The 16694-nt window shown below is 69.1% G+C and carries 16 protein-coding genes; 5 read left to right on the forward strand and 11 right to left on the reverse strand.

Translation table 11 applies throughout. From position 1 onward, the window contains the following. The gene (locus C882_RS16500; protein ID WP_009541787.1) at positions 1–807 is read right to left on the reverse strand and encodes an ABC transporter ATP-binding protein; all 807 of its coding nucleotides are present in this window, start codon (positions 805–807) and stop codon (positions 1–3) included. Positions 808–940: 133 nt separating this feature from the next. Here C882_RS16500 and C882_RS16505 point away from each other — a divergent pair, with 133 nt between their 5' ends. The 4 genes from C882_RS16505 (at position 941) to C882_RS16520 (ending at position 4210) form a co-directional block, all read left to right on the forward strand. After that, a complete protein-coding gene (locus C882_RS16505) occupies positions 941–1972 on the forward strand; it encodes a threonine aldolase family protein (protein ID WP_009541788.1) in 1032 nt (343 codons plus the stop codon). A gap of 4 nt (positions 1973–1976) precedes the next feature. Then, a complete protein-coding gene (locus C882_RS16510; protein WP_009541789.1) occupies positions 1977–2879 on the forward strand; it encodes a DMT family transporter in 903 nt (300 codons plus the stop codon). Positions 2880–2982: 103 nt separating this feature from the next. Then, on the forward strand, positions 2983–3735 hold the full coding sequence (locus tag C882_RS16515; RefSeq protein WP_009541790.1) for a hypothetical protein: 753 nt from the start codon (positions 2983–2985) through the stop codon (positions 3733–3735). Between the two features lie 70 nt (positions 3736–3805). Further along, positions 3806–4210 carry an ACT domain-containing protein gene (locus C882_RS16520; protein WP_009541791.1) on the forward strand — a complete coding sequence of 135 codons (405 nt, stop codon included), beginning with the start codon at positions 3806–3808 and terminating at the stop codon, positions 4208–4210. A 45-nt stretch (positions 4211–4255) separates the two neighbouring features. On the opposite strand, the gene C882_RS16525 is transcribed toward C882_RS16520, so the two are convergent. The 6 genes from C882_RS16525 to C882_RS16550 all read right to left on the reverse strand — a co-directional run bounded on the left by C882_RS16525 (position 4256) and on the right by C882_RS16550 (position 10854). Further along, positions 4256–4936 (reverse strand): NnrU family protein, encoded by a 681-nt coding sequence (locus tag C882_RS16525; protein WP_009541792.1) that lies wholly within the window; start codon positions 4934–4936, stop codon positions 4256–4258. Positions 4937–5022: 86 nt separating this feature from the next. After that, positions 5023–5631 carry a GNAT family N-acetyltransferase gene (locus tag C882_RS16530; RefSeq protein WP_009541793.1) on the reverse strand — a complete coding sequence of 203 codons (609 nt, stop codon included), beginning with the start codon at positions 5629–5631 and terminating at the stop codon, positions 5023–5025. Beyond that, a complete protein-coding gene (locus C882_RS16535; RefSeq protein WP_009541794.1) occupies positions 5628–6545 on the reverse strand; it encodes an NAD(P)-dependent oxidoreductase in 918 nt (305 codons plus the stop codon). The genes C882_RS16530 and C882_RS16535 overlap by 4 nt, the downstream gene beginning before the upstream one ends. Positions 6546–6552: 7 nt before the next feature. Then, positions 6553–6975 (reverse strand): tellurite resistance TerB family protein, encoded by a 423-nt coding sequence (locus tag C882_RS16540; RefSeq protein WP_009541795.1) that lies wholly within the window; start codon positions 6973–6975, stop codon positions 6553–6555. 148 nt (positions 6976–7123) lie between these two features. Beyond that, the gene (locus C882_RS16545; protein WP_009541796.1) at positions 7124–9913 is read right to left on the reverse strand and encodes an ATP-dependent DNA helicase; all 2790 of its coding nucleotides are present in this window, start codon (positions 9911–9913) and stop codon (positions 7124–7126) included. 122 nt (positions 9914–10035) lie between these two features. Next, positions 10036–10854, reverse strand: coding sequence for an OmpA family protein (locus C882_RS16550; RefSeq protein ID WP_009541797.1), 819 nt, complete (start codon positions 10852–10854; stop codon positions 10036–10038). A 292-nt stretch (positions 10855–11146) separates the two neighbouring features. Between C882_RS16550 and C882_RS16555 the strand changes: the two genes are divergently transcribed. Next, on the forward strand, positions 11147–12751 hold the full coding sequence (locus C882_RS16555; RefSeq protein WP_009541799.1) for a lysine--tRNA ligase: 1605 nt from the start codon (positions 11147–11149) through the stop codon (positions 12749–12751). A 366-nt stretch (positions 12752–13117) separates the two neighbouring features. Here C882_RS16555 and C882_RS16560 read toward each other — a convergent pair whose 3' ends face one another. The 4 genes from C882_RS16560 to C882_RS16575 form a co-directional block, all read right to left on the reverse strand. Next, positions 13118–14413 (reverse strand): TRAP transporter large permease, encoded by a 1296-nt coding sequence (locus tag C882_RS16560; protein ID WP_009541800.1) that lies wholly within the window; start codon positions 14411–14413, stop codon positions 13118–13120. Then, entirely contained in the window at positions 14410–14994 is a 585-nt protein-coding gene (locus C882_RS16565) for a TRAP transporter small permease (RefSeq protein WP_009541801.1), read from the reverse strand. Before C882_RS16565 ends, C882_RS16560 begins: the two co-directional genes overlap by 4 nt. Further along, a complete protein-coding gene (locus C882_RS16570) occupies positions 14991–15347 on the reverse strand; it encodes a 5-carboxymethyl-2-hydroxymuconate Delta-isomerase (protein ID WP_009541802.1) in 357 nt (118 codons plus the stop codon). The genes C882_RS16565 and C882_RS16570 overlap by 4 nt, the downstream gene beginning before the upstream one ends. 239 nt (positions 15348–15586) lie before the next feature. Continuing rightward, the gene (locus tag C882_RS16575; RefSeq protein WP_009541803.1) at positions 15587–16618 is read right to left on the reverse strand and encodes a DctP family TRAP transporter solute-binding subunit; all 1032 of its coding nucleotides are present in this window, start codon (positions 16616–16618) and stop codon (positions 15587–15589) included. Positions 16619–16694 lie beyond the last annotated feature (76 nt).

Consider the following 16694-nt stretch of genomic DNA (forward strand, 5'->3'; position numbering starts at 1 on the left):
CTAGTGAAGGTGGTTGGCCAGGAACTGGCGCAACCGCTCCGACGAGGGGTCCTTGAACAGCTTGGACGGCGGCCCCTGTTCCTCGACCCGGCCCTCGTGGAGAAACATGATCTGGCTGGAAACGTCGCGGGCGAAGGCCATCTCGTGCGTGACGATCAGCATGGTGCGGCCCTCGTCGGCCAGCTTGCGGATGACGCCCAGCACCTCCACCACCAGTTCGGGGTCGAGCGCGCTGGTCGGCTCGTCGAACAGGATCACCTGCGGCTCCATGCACAGCGCGCGCGCGATGGCGGCCCGCTGCTGCTGGCCGCCCGACAGGTGGTTGGGGTAGTGGTCGCGTTTCGCCGCGATGCCCACCTTGTCCAGAAGCGCCATGGCGCGGTCGCGCACCTCGGCCTTGTTCTGGCCGAGGACGTGGACCGGCGCCTCCATGACGTTCTCAAGGATCGTCAGGTGGGGCCACAGGTTGAAGCTCTGGAACACCATGCCGACACGGGTGCGCAGGCGCTCCAGCTGCTTGTGGCTGGCGATGCCCGGCTTGCCGCCGCGTCCCGGCCGCACGCGCACTTCCTCGCCGCCGATGCGGACAAGGCCGGTATCGGGCGTTTCCAGGAAGTTGATGCAGCGCAGGAAGGTGCTCTTGCCCGAGCCCGAGGACCCGATGATGGAGATCACGTCGCCGTCGCGGGCCTCCAGCGAGATGCCCTTCAGCACTTCCAGCCCGCCGAACCGTTTGTGAATGTCGACCACTTCCAAAGTCGGCGCGGCGGTCTGCGGCGCCGGCGGTGCGTTGTCGGCTTGGCTCACGGAGATGTCGAGTCCCTTTGTTGGCGAAACGGGTTGTCTGGCATGCCGAGGCCGCATAGTTTCCAGCCTGCGGCGAAGGAGTGTCAAGATTTTACGGCGCTTTTCGCAACCATTCCTTTACCGGAGAACCCAGGTGAGCAATTTCGGCAGCGACAACGTCACCGGCGCGCATCCCAAGGTCATGGAGGCCCTGGCGAAGGCGGCCGACGGCCCCGCCATCCCCTATGGCGGCGATGACTGGACCGCGCGGGTGGAGACGCGCCTGCGCGACGTGTTCGAGGCGCCGGACCTGCGCGCCTTCCCCGTCGCCACCGGCACCGCCGCCAATTCCCTGGCCCTGGCCTGCGTGACGCCGCCGTGGGGCGCGGTTCTCTGCCACCAGGACGCCCATGTCAACGTCGACGAGTGCGGCGCGCCGGAAATGTTCACCGCCGGCGCCAAGCTGATCGCGCTGCCGGGCGCGGATGCCAAGCTGACGCCCGAGGCCATGGCCGCGCCCCTGGCCCTGGCCGCGGCGCGCGACGTCCACCGGGTGCGGCCCTCTGCCGTGACGCTCACCCAGGCGACGGAGGCCGGCACGGTCTACACGCCGGCTGAGGTGTCCGCCATCGCCGACGCCGCCCACGGGGCGGGCCTCGCGGTGCACATGGACGGCGCGCGGTTCGCCAACGCGCTGGTCTCGCTCGGCTGCTCCCCGGCGGAGGCGACGTGGAAGCAGGGCGTGGACATGCTGTCCTTCGGCGCCACCAAGAACGGCTGCTGGGCGGCGGAAGCGGTGGTTTTCTTCAAGCCCGAACTGGCTGACGGCTTCGAATACCGCCGCAAGCGCGCCGGCCACCTGGTCAGCAAGATGCGCTTCGTCTCCGCCCAGCTGGAGGCCTATCTGGAGGGCGACCTGTGGATCGCCAACGCCCGCCACGCCAACGCCTGCGCCGCCCGCCTCGCCGAAGGGCTGACGGCCGCCGGCGTGCGGCTGGCCCATCCCGTCCAGGCCAACGAAATCTTCGTCCACATGCCGGCGGAGGCGCGGGATCGGGTGAAGGCGGGCGGCTTCCTTATCATTCCCTGGCCCGACCTGGGGCCGGATGCGGTGCGCATGGTCTGCGCCTTCAACACGCGGGACGAGGACGTGGAGCGCCTGATCGCCACCGTCGCCGGGGCCTGATCCGGTGGCGGCACTTCTGGGCCTGCTGACGGCCCTGTCGTGGGGAACTGCGGACTTCTCCGCCCGCTTCACCAGCCGTGCGCTGGGCGCCATGATGTCGGCCCTGGGCGCGTCGGCGGTGTCGATGACGCTGATGACCGGCGCCTGGCTGTGGATCGGCGCGCCCATGACCGGCGGCTGGCTGGTCATCGTCCTCTCGGCGGCATCCGGCCTGGCCACGGCGGCGGCGCTGACGCTGCTCTACCAGGGTTTGCGGCTGGGCACGGTCGCGCTGGCGGTGACGCTGGCGTCGACCTATCCCGTCTGGGCACTGGTGATCGGCGTCGTCTTCCAGGGGGTACGGCCGGACGGGCTCGCCTGGGCGGCCATGGCGCTGACGCTGTTCGGCGTCTGGGTCGTCTCCGCCGTCGATCCGCACGGCAACGCCGACGAAGGGCCGGAGGAGGTGCAGGACGATGCCGAGCCCGCCGCGCCCCGGCGGGGCTCGCTCATCCTCATCGGCCTGGCGAGCGGCCTGTGCTTCGCGCTCGCGCTCAAGTTCGCCCAGCCGGCGGTGGACGGCCTGGGGCAGATCACGGCGCTGTGGGTGGCGCGCATCGCGTCCACCGTCGTGCTGTTGGCGCTGCTGGTTCTCAGCGGCCGGGGCATCGCCAATCCGGGCCGCTGGACGCCGGTGCTGATCCTCCAGGGCGCGCTGGACGCGGCGGGCTACCTGGCGCTGCTGTCGGTGACCAGCGGCGTGGCGGCGGAGGTGGCGACGGTGGTCAGTTCGGCCGTCGGCGTGGTGACCATCCTGCTCGCCCACGTCATCCTGCGCGAGCCCATCGGCCGCACCCAGTGGGGCGGCATCGCGCTGACCTTCATCGGCGTCGCGGCCTTGAGCGCGCTGGGTGGTGCGTCCCACTGAACTTCCTCCAATAGGTGACGCAGATGGGGTGCGGTGCGCTTGTTGAGGGTGCTCCCGTGAGGTAGTCTCCGCATGTCCGCAAATAAAGTGGGGGAATTTACTCGTGCGTAGGATTTGGATTGTACTTGCGGCCGCTGCGACGGCACTCGGCCTGTCGGCCTGCCAGACGACGTCTGAAAAGCAGACCTTCCCGGTCGCCATGGTGGAGCGGGAAGGGGGACGCCTGCTCTCGGCCCAGGACCTTGAGGCGGCGTTCTCGCCCGGCAGCCGTTACTTGTTCGCGCCGCAGTTCGGCAGCGGTCACTTCGCCGAGCTTCGGAACGACGGGACGGCGACGGTGACGTACCGCACTGGCGGCAGCACGAAAGGCGAAACGCACGTCGGGACCGGCCGGGTCGAGATCGAGGGCAACCAGCTCTGCTACCATTTCGCCGACCTGGCCCGGACGTGCGGCGAGGTCTACGCCTACCAGCGGCCGGAGATTCCCGACTTCACGCACTACATGCTCGTAACGGGCGGTGCGGTGGACAAGAATATCTATCCCGTGGATGCTGAACCGCTGAACGTGGCGGCATTTGTCGGCGAGAAGTGGATGGGCGATTACATTTCGCCGGCCTATGGGCATACGGGCGTCCGGTTTGACGCAGTGGACGAGACATCGGCGGATGTTGCCCAGCATTACCGGAAACGGTGGTTCCGGGAGTTCGCGTCGATTCGCATGAACAATGTCATCCATAGCCGCTACGGCAACGATACGACGCACACGTATATCATCAAGCCGGATCACGCCTACTTCGTCCGGCGTTCCAAGCGGTCTGGCCCGCACGGGGCCTGGGCTGTCCTCGAACGACCGTGATTGGACGGACGATCCCGACGCAAGGGCATCGGGCAGGCGTGGACACCACTTGGCAAGAGGACCTTGACCCGTGGACACCTTCACCCTGACCCTGATGCCCGAGGCGCTGGCCGTCTGCCGCCTGCCGGCGAACGCGGCGGTGCCCGACTGGGCGTGGCGCGGGCCGTTCCAGAGCGTCACCCGCACGGGCGACGAACTGTCCATCGTCTGCGGCCATGACGCCGCGCCGGCCAACGGCTCGCGGCCGGGCCTGCGGGTGGACGGTCCGTGGCGGGTATTCAAGCTGCACGGGCCGTTCGCCTTCGACGTGACCGGCGTCGTCTCCACCCTGACCGCACCGCTGGCGGAGGCGGGGGTGGGCGTGTTCGTGCTGTCCACCTACGACACCGACTGGATCCTCGTGAAGGAGGAACAGGCCCCCAAGGCCGCCGGGGTGCTGCGGGAGGCGGGGCACGACGTGCGCGCCGGCGCCTGACGGCGCCCGCCGGCGCCTGGGCGCCGCCCGAACCCGCCCGGTCGGTCACATGGGCAGCGGCGAGACGCCGAACAGCCACCGGTGGCTCATCAGCAGCACGGCGAACAGCACCAGCCCGGCGGCGGCCTTGGCCGCGTCGGCCCAGCCCAGCGCCGGTTTCGCGCGGCCGCTCACCAGGGCGGCGAAGGGGATGATGGAGCTGTGCGCCTTCAGCCGGCCGAAGCCTTCCGGCGCCTCGCGGGACTTGCGCTTGTCCTGCAGCACCATGCCGACGGCGGCGGTGATGAAGATGGTGCCGAACAGCAGGATGGACGCCAGGTCCCCGTTGGCCAGCAGGTGCGCGACGGCCCAAAGGATGAAGGCCCACATCAGCGGATGGCGGGTGATGCCGAAGATGCCGCGCGCCTCGCCCTTTTCCAGGACCTTCCGGGCGCCGACCGATGTCGGGTTCGGCGTGGCGACGGCCAGCACCATCAGCACGAAGGCGATGGGCACCAGGATCAGGCTCAGGTGCGGCAGGCCCGGCGGCGGTGTCCATACGTGGACGTAGGGGGCATCGCCGTAGGCTATGCTCATCCAAACCAGCGCGCCCAGCGACAGCGCGGAATAGAGGACCAGGTAGATCCGCTCCCCCATCGCGTTCATGAGGGCGGGGCGGGCGGCGGTGGGCGTGATGACAAGGTGCGGCAGCAGGAACAGCAGGCAGGCGAGCACCAGCGACGTCATGCGAAAGGTCCCCCGTGTGTCGGTTGTATGTGTTGGTTGTTTCCAATCACGTGGGGGCTGAACCGCTGCGGGAAAACCCCCGCCCCTCAAACCGTCATCGGCACATGCGGTGCGGCATCCTTCGGAATCAGGCCGTCGGCACGCGGATCGGGCACGATGTTGACCTCCTCGTCGAAGGGCACGAAGCCGGCGGCCTTGTACATCTTCAGCGCCGAGGGATGATCGAAGCTGCAGGTGTGCACCCAGAACCGGCGCGTTCCGGGGGCGTCCCAGGCCAGCGCCGTGGCGCGGCGGAGCATCCAAGGCCCCAGCCCGCGCCCGATGGCCCAGGGCATGAGGCCGCAGAACACCAGTTCCACATCGCCCGGCTCGCGCATGTCCAGTTCCACGTAGCCGGCCGGCTGGCCGTCGGCGTAGAGGACATGGACCTGCACGCCCTCCGCCTGGATTTTCGCGGCCAGCGCGTCGTCCGACAGGCGCCGGCGGTCCTGCCACAGCCAGGGCTCGCCGATGGTGTTGTAGAGGAAGCGGTAGAAGGCCACCGCCGGCCGCGTCACGCGCTCCAGCCGGACGCCCGGCTCGGGCGGCGGCTCGGCGGCGTCCAGTCCGGTGGGGCGGGCGAGCATCTCAAGGTGCGTCACCACTTCGCGCAGCCTGCCGGGCGGGACGGGGGTGTCGGTGGCTGTGTCGGTCATGCGGTCTTGTCAGGGTTGGGGGCGGTGTCGGGGTCTAAGACGCGGATCAGCGCCGCGTGGTCCAGGTCGCCCTCGCCGCGGTCGTCGCAGAGGACGTCGTAGAGGGACTTGTTGAGTGCCGTCGCCGGCATCTCGACGCCCAGGCTGTCCGCCAGATCCAGCGCCTGGGCCATGTCCTTGCGCTGGGTCGCGGCCTTGCCGCCGGGCGTAAAGGCGTTCTCCACCATGCGCCGGCCGTGCAGGTCCAGAACGCGCGAGGCGGCGAACCCGCCCAGCAGGGCTTCCCGCAGCGTCGCCGGATCGACGCCGGCGTGCTTTGCCAGGGTGAAGGCTTCGGCCACGGCACCGATGGTCAGGCCGACGATCACCTGATTGGCGGCCTTGGTGACCTGGCCCGCGCCGGGGCCGCCCATGTGGGTGACATTGCGGCCGAGCGCCCGCAGGATCGGCTCGGCACGCGCGAAGGCGGCGTCGGAGCCGCCGGCCATGATGGTGAGGCTGGCCTCGCGCGCCCCCACTTCGCCGCCGGACACGGGCGCGTCGAGCCACAGGGCGCCAGCCGCGTCCACACGGGCGGCGAACTCCTTGGTGGCGGTCGGCGCGGTGGTGCCCATGTCGATGACGAGCACGCCGTCGGACAGTCCGGCCACCACGCCGTCGGGCCCGTCCAGAACGGCGGCGACGGCGGGGGTGTCGGCAACCATGATGATGACGGTGTCCACCGCCCGCACCAGGTCGCGCGGCGTCCCGGCAGCCGTGAACCCCTTTGCCGCGGCCGTCGCGCGCTTGGCGGCATCGCGGGTCCAGACGTGCATGTCCGCGCCGGCGGCCTTCAGGTTGTCGGTCATGGGACGCCCCATGAGGCCGAGCCCGATCAGGCCGACCCGGCGACCTTGCAGGCTGCCCTCGGCCATGGCGGCGTCAGAGCTTGCGGTGGCGGACGACCGATCCGCGCTCGATGGCGGCGGCGACCAGCCGGTCGACGTTCAGCTTGTGGCGGATCAGCTCAAGGATCCGCAGTTCCTCCTGCGCCAACTGCCCGTCGGAGATGGCGACGTCGACGGCCAGCGCATAGGCGGTGTCGTGCAGCTTGTCGGGCAGCACGTCGTCCACCAGCGAGATGGCCTCTTCCAGCCCGTTGGCCTTGGACAGCAGGCGCCCGGCGTCTTCGGCGACGGCGGTGATGTGCTGCGGGTCGAAGTCCTGGAAGATGGGCAGGGACTGGACGATGTTGCCCATGGTGCGCAGCTCGTCGTCGTTGAGGTCACCGTCGGCGGCGGCCGTCATCACCATGGTGTAGACGAGGGCGTCGTGGTGGCTGAGCATGCTGGTGTCGGGCGTCATTCTGAAAGAGTCTCCTGTGATCGTCCCGGTGTCGTCCCCGGATCATGCCCGAGTGTACGCGGCGGATCGGGGATACCGTCAAGCAAAGTCGGCGTGATGCTCAACAAGGCTCGGGCAGGAAGATGGGCTTTTTTGGGCAGGCAGGCCCTCACCGCAAAAAGCCGCGCACCTCCTTCACCGCCTCGGCCAGCCCGACGCGGCGGACCTCCACGCCGTCGGGGAAGGCGCCGAGCAGCCGGGACGGCATCATGGGGTCCAGCAGGACGAACACGCCCGCATCGTCGCCCCGCCGCACCAGGCGTCCAAAGGCCTGTTTCAGGCGCAGGCGGGCGATCATGTCGTCGTAGGACCGGCCGCCGAAGTGGGCCTTGCGGGCGCGGTGGAGGATGTCCGGCCGTGGCCAGGGGACGCGGTCGAACACCAGCAGCCGCAAAGATCGGCCCGGTACGTCCACGCCGTCGCGCATGGCGTCGGTGCCCAGAAGGCAGGCGTTTTCCTCGCCCCGGAAAATCTCCACCAGCGTTGCCGGGTCCATACCGTCGACGTGCTGGGCGTGCAGCGGGATGCTCGCCTCGTCCATGGCCTGGGCGATGCGCTCGTGAACCGCACGCAGGCGGGAAATGGCGGTGAACAGGCCCAGCGCGCCGCCGTTGGCCGCCAGAAACAGTTCCCGGTACGCGCTGGCGACGCGCATCATGTCGTCCTTGCGCACGTCCGTCACCACCAGCACCCGCGTCCGCGCCGCGTAGTCGAAGGGCGACGGCACCGCCGCCCGCGCCGCCGGCACCGCCAGGTGCGCCGCCCCGGTGCGCCGCTCCGCCGCCGCCCAGTCGGCCTCGGCGTCGCCCGATCCGTCGCGCAGGGTGGCCGAGGTGATGAGGGCGCCGTGGGCGGGCTCGATGACGGCCTTGGCGAAGGGCACCGTCGGGTCGATCCAGTGGCGGTGCATCCCGACATCGACGTCGCGGCCGTCGATGCGTTCCACCGCGAACCAGTCCACGAACTGCTCGGGCGTGTCCTCCGTCAACGACCCGAGCATGTTGCGCCAGGCCGTCAGCGGCATGATGGCGCGGCGCTCCAGGCTCTTGATAAGGCTTTCCATGCGCAGGCGCTGGGCGGCGTCCAGGTCCGCCGCCTCGTCATCCAGGCGGTTTTCCAGGGCCTTGGCGAGCGCCTTGAGCGGCTTCTCCACCCGCTCCAGCCGTTCGGCCAGCGCCACCGCCGCCTCCAGCAGGCCGGGAATGGGCGCGGTGGCCTCGGTCTCCAGGCTGTAGGGGGTGCGCGAGTCGGGCACGCGGGCGTAAACCTGGTCGCGCACCAGCGCCAGGAACTTTTCCGCCTGGCCGTGGGGCGAGCCTTCCGCGATCCGCATCCCCCACGACGGGCCCGGCAGAACGCGGGCGGCGTGCAGGGCTTCCGTCAGCGCCTCCGCCGCCTCCTCCACGTCGGCCACCAGATCCTCCGCCCGGCGCTTCAGGCCACGCGCGCGGGACCGGGTGGTGTCGCCCTCCGCCCCCAGCAGCCAGCGGCGCAGTTCGGCGGTTTCCATGCCCGTCAGGTGGGCGGAAAACGCGCTGTCGGCGGCGTCGAAGACGTGGTGGCCCTCGTCGAACACATAGCGGGTGGGCATCAGGCGCTCGTCCAGCCCACCGAGCGCCGCCTGCACCATGACCAGCGCGTGGTTGGCGACGACGATCCGCGCCCGCCGCGCCCGCCGCACCGCGCGCTCGATGAAGCACTTGTCGTAGTGGGCGCAGGCGGAGAACACGCACTCCCCGCGCCGGTCGGCCAGCCCGAGGGTCTGGTTGCGGCCCAGGATGTCCACCAGCCAGCCGGGGAAATCGCCGCCCACCATGTCGCCGTCGCGCGTCGCCAGCGCCCAGCGCGCCATGAGTCCCAGCGCAACGGCCCCGCGAGGGTTGCGCTGCATGGTGGCGCCGGTGATGGATTCCTCAAGGTTCAGGAGGCACAGGTAATTCTCCCGCCCCTTGCGCACGACGACCTTGACGGACTTCTCCGCCCGGTCGGGGTGCAGACGGTCCAGCTCGGCGTCCAGCTGGCGTTGCAGGTTGCGGGTGTAGGTGGCGATCCACACTGCCCCCTCGTTCTCCTCCGCCCAGACGCTGGCCGGGGCGATGTAGCCGAGCGTCTTGCCCACGCCCGTGCCGGCCTCGGCCAGCACCACGCGGGGAGCATTTTCGGCGTCGCGGGGCTGGAAGGCGTCGGTCGCGGCCTCGGTGTAATCGGCCTGCTGCGGGCGGTCCTCGGCGGCCGAACCCTTCAGCGCGGCCAGGCGGGCGCGGGCCTGTTCGGGCGTGATGGGCTTGTTGCCAGACGGTGGTTCCGGCGCGTGTTCGGAGGTTTCGGGCAGGCGCTCCCACACCCGCAGGCCGGCGGCGACGTTGGCGCGGTGAGGGGCATCGCCGTGGACGCCTAGGGCCGCCAGGACGCTCGCCGACCAGCCCCAACTTCCCGACTGCCCCATGCCCCACGACAGGTCGCGCAGCGCCCCCTGCTCGCGCGGGTGGGCGGTGGCGACCTCGCGCAGCAGCCGGCGGATGACCTCGATCAGCGCTGCGGCCTCGGCCTCCAGGCTTTCGGGCCGCTCCAGCCCGACCGCCTCGGCCAGTCCGCGCACGGTGGGCAGGCAGAAGGTGGCCGGGCGGATGAAGGCGAACAGCTCCAGCACGTCGAAGCAGGGGAACAGGTCGGTCTTCAGCCGCGTCGCGACCGCCGGCCCGTGCGCCAGGATCGGCCGCTCCCGCTTGGCCCGCTGGGCGGCCTGGGCAAGCGTCAGGTCCGCGATCTCGCCATCGGGGGTGAGCATCACGGCACGCCGCAGTCCCGCCACGAGCACCGGGCTCGGCGGGATATGCAGGCGCGGCTGGCCCTGGCCGGCGGGCGGCGGCGCGTCGGTGGCGGCGGGATCGGGCGTCATGGCCGGCGGAGTATAGGAGGACCGGAAGGGGAACGCCAGAGGGGCGGCCTCGCACAGAAAAACCCCGCCGCCGGAGGAGCATCCGGCGGCGGGGCTTGGTCGTCAACGCAGTGCGCAGGCGATCAGGTGCCGGGGGCGGGGCTGACCGTGATGGTCACGCGGCGGTTCTCCACTTCCTCCACGCCGTCGCCGGTTTCGACGGCCGGCTGGCGCTCGCCCATGGCGTCGCGGTTGATGGCGTCCGACGGCACGCCCATGGCGGTCAGCGCGCTGGTCACCATCGCGGCGCGGCGCTGGGCCAGGTCTTCGTTGTAGGCGGCGGAGCCGCTGGTGTCGGTGTGGCCGATGATGGTCACCACGGCCTGGTCCATGCGCTCGTAGGTGGCGGCGGCGCGCGCGACCTCGCCGCGAGCTGCGGTGGTCAGGCGGGCGCTGTCCAGAGGGAAGTAGATGGCGAAGTCCTCGGCTTCACGCACCACCGGCTCGCACTGTTCCAGCCACTCGGCAAAGGAACCCTTGGCCGTCTCGATGTGGTCGGGCTGGTGGCCTTCCTCTTCCTGCTCCATCCAGTGCTCGAACCATGCCTGGGATTCGGCGCAGGCCTTGGGCGTGTTGCCGGGGGCGTTGCTTGCCAGGCGCTCCATCAGCGCGGCACGGCCGGCGACCAGGTCGGCGCCCGAGACGCCGCGGGCCGAAAGCTCGGGCACGGCCGGCGCGGTACCCTGGGCGGCGGACTTGGCGCGCATGTTGAAGTAGGTCACGTCGTCCCAGTCGCCCTCGTTGCGCTCGAACTCGGCGCGGGCCAGATACGCATCCTTCAGCGCATCGGTGAAGGCGTCACCCTGGGCGGGCATGGCGCGAGTGGCTTCCAGGTCCCAGGTATCGGCACAGCCGGCCAGCAGGACGACCGTGGCGGCGGCGGTGAGGATAGGCTTGAGCATGTCCTGTATCTCCCCCTCTGTGGATGTGCCGCCCTCCGGACCGGAGGAGCAGCCTGTGGGTGTGATGCGATGGATTCATACAACCCGACAACGCTCGAATGGTGTATCAGCTGCGCCTTTCGTGCAATAAAGTTCCCGCCGTCAGCGCGGACAGGGCGCGGCGGCCCGCGCGGACCTGTTCGGCGTTGACGCGCCCCCGCGTGCGCCATAGCTTGCATCGGCGCGCCGTCTCTTTCGTGGGGCCGGCGCCCTTTGCCGTGAACTTTCCGAACTCCAACTGGATCAACACACGATGTCCGATCTTCGCGACCTTGCCCTCAGCTCGAATGCCTGGCCCTTTCAGGAGGCCCGCGCCCTGCTGGAAAAGCGGCTGAAGGGGAAGAAACCGGAGAAGGGCCACGTGCTGTTCGAGACCGGTTACGGCCCGTCGGGCCTGCCGCACATCGGCACCTTCGGCGAGGTGATGCGCACCACCATGGTTCGCCGCGCCTTCGAGGTGCTGGCGCCCGAGATCCCGACGCGCCTGTTCGCCTTTTCCGACGACATGGACGGCCTGCGCAAGGTGCCCGACAACATCCCCAACAAGGAGGTTGTCGCCGCGCACCTGGGCAAGCCGCTGACGCGCATTCCCGACCCGTTCGGCACGCACGACAGCTTCGGCGGCCACAACAACGCCCGCCTGCGCGGCTTCCTCGACAGCTTCGGCTTCGAGTACGAGTTCCAGTCGGCCACCGACTTCTACACCTCGGGCCGTTTCGACCAGGCGCTCAAGCGCGTGAACGAGTGCTACGACGCCATCATGGACGTGGTGCTGCCGACCCTGGGGGAGGAGCGCCGCCAGACCTATTCGCCCTTCCTGCCCGTCAGCCCCAAGAGCGGCAAGGTGCTGCAGGTCGCCATCCTGGACCGCGACGTGGACGAGGGCCTCATCACCTTCGAGGACGAGGACGGCGAGCGCGTCACCCAGTCCATCTACAAGGGCGGCTGCAAGCTGCAATGGAAGTGCGACTGGGGCATGCGCTGGTATGCGCTGGGGGTCGACTACGAGATGTCGGGCAAGGACCTGATCCCCTCGGTCGAGCTGTCGTCCAAGATCTGCCGCATCCTGGGCGGCACGCCGCCGCAGAACCTGACCTACGAACTGTTCCTGGACGATCGCGGCCAGAAGATCAGCAAGTCCAAGGGCAACGGCCTGTCCATGGAGGAATGGCTGCGCTACGCGCCCGAGGAATCGCTGGCGCTGTACATGTACCAGAAGCCCAAGACGGCCAAGCGCCTGTACTTCGATGTCATCCCCAAGGCGGTGGACGAGTACCTGACCCACTGCGAGAAGTACCCCGAGCAGGAGCTGAAGACCCAGCTGACCAACCCGGCGTACCACATTCACGGGGGGAAGCCGCCGGAACTGAAGGCGCACCTGTCCTACGGCATCCTGCTGAACCTGGCGGGTGTCGCGCACTCCGACGATCCGGCGGTGCTGTGGCACTACATCACCCGCTACGCGCCGGACGCCAGCCCCGAAACGGCGCCCATGCTGGACCGGCTGGTGACCTATGCCATCCGCTACTACACCGACTTCGTCCTGCCCCATAAGGTCTACCGCAAGGCGACCCCGGACGAGGTGACGGCGCTGACCGAGCTGCGCGACAAGCTGGCGGCCGTGCCGGCGGAGGCGCGCACCGACGCCCAGGCGCTGCAGAACGTGGTGTACGAGGTCGGCAAGGCCCACGCCGAGACCTTCCCCGAGCTGCGGGCGTGGTTCCAGTGCCTCTATCAGGTGCTGCTGGGCCAGGACCAGGGGCCGCGCATGGGCTCGTTCTTCGCGCTGTACGGCGTGGACGAATCCGTGGCGCTGCTCGACCGCGCCGTGAAGGGCGAGGATCTGGCGGCGGCGTGATGCCGGCTTGAACAAGGGAAAGGGCGCGAAGGCTTTTGTCTCCGCGCCCTTCCTTTTGAGCGCTTCGCGCTTGGGCTGCCGCCCAAACCCGCTCGGCGGCGGAAGCCCCCGAATCCCCCAATTTTCCTGAAACTTGGCCGCAGCCAAACGAAGCGGGAGCGCGAGGCGCCGCGCGCCTCGCATAACCCCAACCGCGCACTGCGCGGTACTTATTTGCGCCCTGACGCTGTCGCGCCAGAGCTGCGGTGTTTGCTACGCAAACGCCTTCGGCTCCAAGCGCCACGCAGGCTCACGCGCCTGACCGGCGCGGGATCGCAGTCGCGACCCTATTCGCACGTTACGACCAGGTCTTGATCGTAACGTGCTCTACACTCGGTACCCCAACGCCCGAGGAATGGCGAGCACCAGCTCCGGCCACACCAGCACGGCGATCAGCGCCAGCCCCATGCTGAACACCAGCCAGAGAATCCAGCGGAAGGTGCTTTCCATGGGCACGCCCGCGACCGTCGTCGTCACCATCAGGTTGACGGCGACCGGCGGAGTGAACTGGCCGATGGCGATGTTCATGGCCATGACGACGCCGAACCACGTCACGTTCCACTGGAACGCCGTCACGATGGGCATGAGCAGCGGCAGCATGATGAGATAGATGGAAATGCCGTCCAGCACCATGCCGGCGATCAGCAGGAACACCATGATCATCGCCAGGATGACCCACTGGTTGTCCGACACCGACAGCAGGGCCTCGGCGGCGGCGTCGAAGGTGCCCAGCGTCGCCCCGGCCCACGCGAAGATGCCCGCCAGGGAGATGATGAGCATGATGATGCCCGACGTCACCGCGCTGTCGACGAACACCTGATACAGGTCCCGCAGCCCGATGGAGCGGTAGATGACCATGCCGACGATGATCCCGTAGGCGACGGCCACCACGGCGGCCTCCGTCGGGGTGAACAGGCCCGACCGCAGGCCGCCCAGGATGATGACCGGCGCCATCAACCCCGGAATGGCGCCCAGGAACGCCTTCCAGATGTTGGGCCGGGTCGGGTCTTCCTGCGCGCCGAAATCGTGGCGGCGCGACAGCCACAGCACGGGCAGGATGATCGCGAGCCCCGCCAGCAGGCCCGGCACGATGCCGCCGGCGAACAGGGCGCGCAGGTCCGCGCCGGGCACCAGGATGGAATAGACGATCAGCGCCACCGACGGCGGGATCAGGATGGCCGTGGAAGCGCCGGCAGCGATGACGGAGGCGGCGAAGGGCTTGGGGTAGCCCGCCTTCATCATGCTGGGGATCATCACCATGGCGACGGCGGCGGCATCGGCGGGGCCGGAGCCCGACATGCCGCCCATCATCAGGCACACCAGCACGGCCACCGTCGCCAGCCCGCCGCGGCGCGGGCCCACGATGGCGCTGGCAAAGGTGACAAGCGCCTTGGCGACGCCCGATCGCTCGAAGATCATGCCCGTCAGGATGAACAGCGGGATGGCGATCAGCGGATACTTGGCGATGCCGTTGTACGTGTTCGTACCGACGGTTGCCAGGGCGTAGACGTCCAGGCCCAGGTAGATGCCGACGATGCCGGCGAACCCCAATGCCACGGCGATAGGCGTGCCGATGAACAGCAGGGCCGCGAAGCTGAGGAGAAGGGCCGCGCCGGCGGTCATGCCCCGCGTCCTCCATCACGGTTCCGGCGGGGGCGCAGGGCGAGCCAGGCGCGCTCCAGCACGCGGAACAGGATGACCGCCGACAGGATCGGCAGCCACATGGTGTAGAGCCAGTTGGGATAGCCAAGCCCCGCCGAGACGGTCTCGTAGGTGAACTCGTCCCAGGCGAACAGCGCGCCATAGTACAGCACCATGGAAAAGACCAGCGTGGTGATGGCCAGCGTCAACAGCTCGGCCGCCAGCCGCAGGGGCTTGGGCATGCGCTCCAGGAAGAAGGTGATCTTGATATGGTCGTGGCGGGCAAAGGCGACCGCCGCCCCCAGCAGCGTCATCACCACCAGCAGGAAGACGGAGAACTCTTCCGTGAAGGCGAAGGAGGCGTTGGTGGCGTAGCGCACCACCACGTTCGCCAGGCTGATGACGCAGATCAGCGCCATCGCCAGGGCGGCCAGCGCTTCCTCCACCTTCAGCGGCACCTTGGGCGGCGGCGGGGGATCGGCATCGGCGGGGCCCTGCGGGCCGTACAGCGCCTTGTCGTCGACGCCGCCGCCACCGGAAGACGAAGGGGGCGTGTCGCTCACGAGGAAACCTGTTTGCGGTAGGTGTCGGTGTCCATGTCGCGCACCTCCACCGACAGGTTCACGCCCGGCTTGCCCTCCACGGCGCCGGCGAGGCGGGCGAGGACGGCTTCGGCGAGCGCGCCCTTGGCCTCGGCCGTGCGGCCCTTCAGCAGGCCGATCTCGGCGTGCATCGTGAAGCCTTCAGCCGCGCCGTCCGCGACGATCACGTCGCCGACGTTGATGACGCGGCTCTTGCAGGCGTCCATGGTGGCCTTGGCGTGCTCCACGCACAGGCGGTGGATGGACAGCGCCAATTGCCCCGGCTCGAAGGCGCCGGCCAGGTTGGCGGAATGCTCGATGCGGATTTGCGGCATGGTGGATGGTTCCTTGGGGAGAGGGGCGGGGCGGCTGACGGAGCGTGCGGGCTGCTGCCTCAGCCGGTGTTCGCCGGAGGTGCTGCAAGAGCGGCCGACTGCGTGCGTGGGTCCCTGCTTTCGCAGGGACGACGGAGATTTTTTGCCATAGTTGAATGACCGTCATTCCTGCGAAAGCAGGAATCCACATCCGCTGCCGGACAACTTCCGGCACGCTGCCGGCCGCCCTGGACCGTCCCTTACCGGTTGGCGATGCTCTCTTCGGCCTTCTTGACCAGTTCCGGCCCGATCTTCTGGGCCCAGTCGTCATAGACGCCGCGGGTGGCATCCACGAAAGCCTGGCGCTGTTCCGGCGTCAGCTCGGTGACTTCAGTGCCCAGGCTGCGGATTTCCTCGATCAGCGACTGGTCGTCCTCGGTCAGGCCGGCGCGCGCGGCCTTGATGCCGATCTTGCCGGCGTCGACAGCGGCCTGGCGGACGATCTCCTGGTCTTCCGGCGAGAAGCTTTCCCACACGCGCTTGTTGATGGCGAAGATCAGGGGGTCGGCCATGTAGTGCCACAGCGTGATGTGGTCCTGCCCGATGGTGTCCATCTTGGCCAGCTTGTAGATGATGAGCGGGTTTTCCTGGCCGTCGACGGCGCCGGTGGTCAGCGCCGGCTTGGCGTCGGCCCAGCTCATCTGCGTCGGGTTGGCGCCCAGTGCGGTGAAGGTGTCGTTGAACAGCGGCGAGCCGACCACGCGCATCTTCAGGCCCGCCATGTCGTCCGGCGAGGTGATGGGCTTCTGGCTGTTGGTGACCTCGCGGAAGCCGTTCTCGGCCCAGGCGAGCGGCACCACGCCCTGCTTCTCGATGGCGGCGAAGATGTCCTCGCCCACCGGCCCCTGGGTCAGGGCGTCCAGCGCGGCGTAGTCGGGCATGAGGAAGGGCAGGGAGAACAGGTTCAGTTCCTTCACCTGCGGCGACCAGTTGATGGTCGAGCCCACCGCCATGTCGATGATGCCCTGGCGCATGGCGGTGAATTCCTTGGTCTGGTCGCCCTGCACCAGCTGCGTGCCGGGGTAGACCTTCATGGAGATGCGCCCGTCGGTGCGCTCGTCCACCAGCTTCACCCACTCCTCGGCGGCGATGCCCCAGGGGAAGGGACTGCCGAGCACGGTCGAGACCTTGTACTCGTCCTTGTAATCGGCGGCGGTGGCGGCGGTGGTCAGGCCCGGCAGGGCCACGGCGGCGGCGACCAGCGCCCCCAGAACTCCCTTGAACATGCTCATATGGCGTTTCCTCATTGCGCGACAGTAACCGATTCGGCTGCACGGAGATTAGCCGTTCGCACCGTTCAAGCGCAAT

This window comes from Caenispirillum salinarum AK4, from assembly GCF_000315795.1.
Classification (GTDB): domain Bacteria; phylum Pseudomonadota; class Alphaproteobacteria; order Rhodospirillales; family Rhodospirillaceae; genus Caenispirillum; species Caenispirillum salinarum.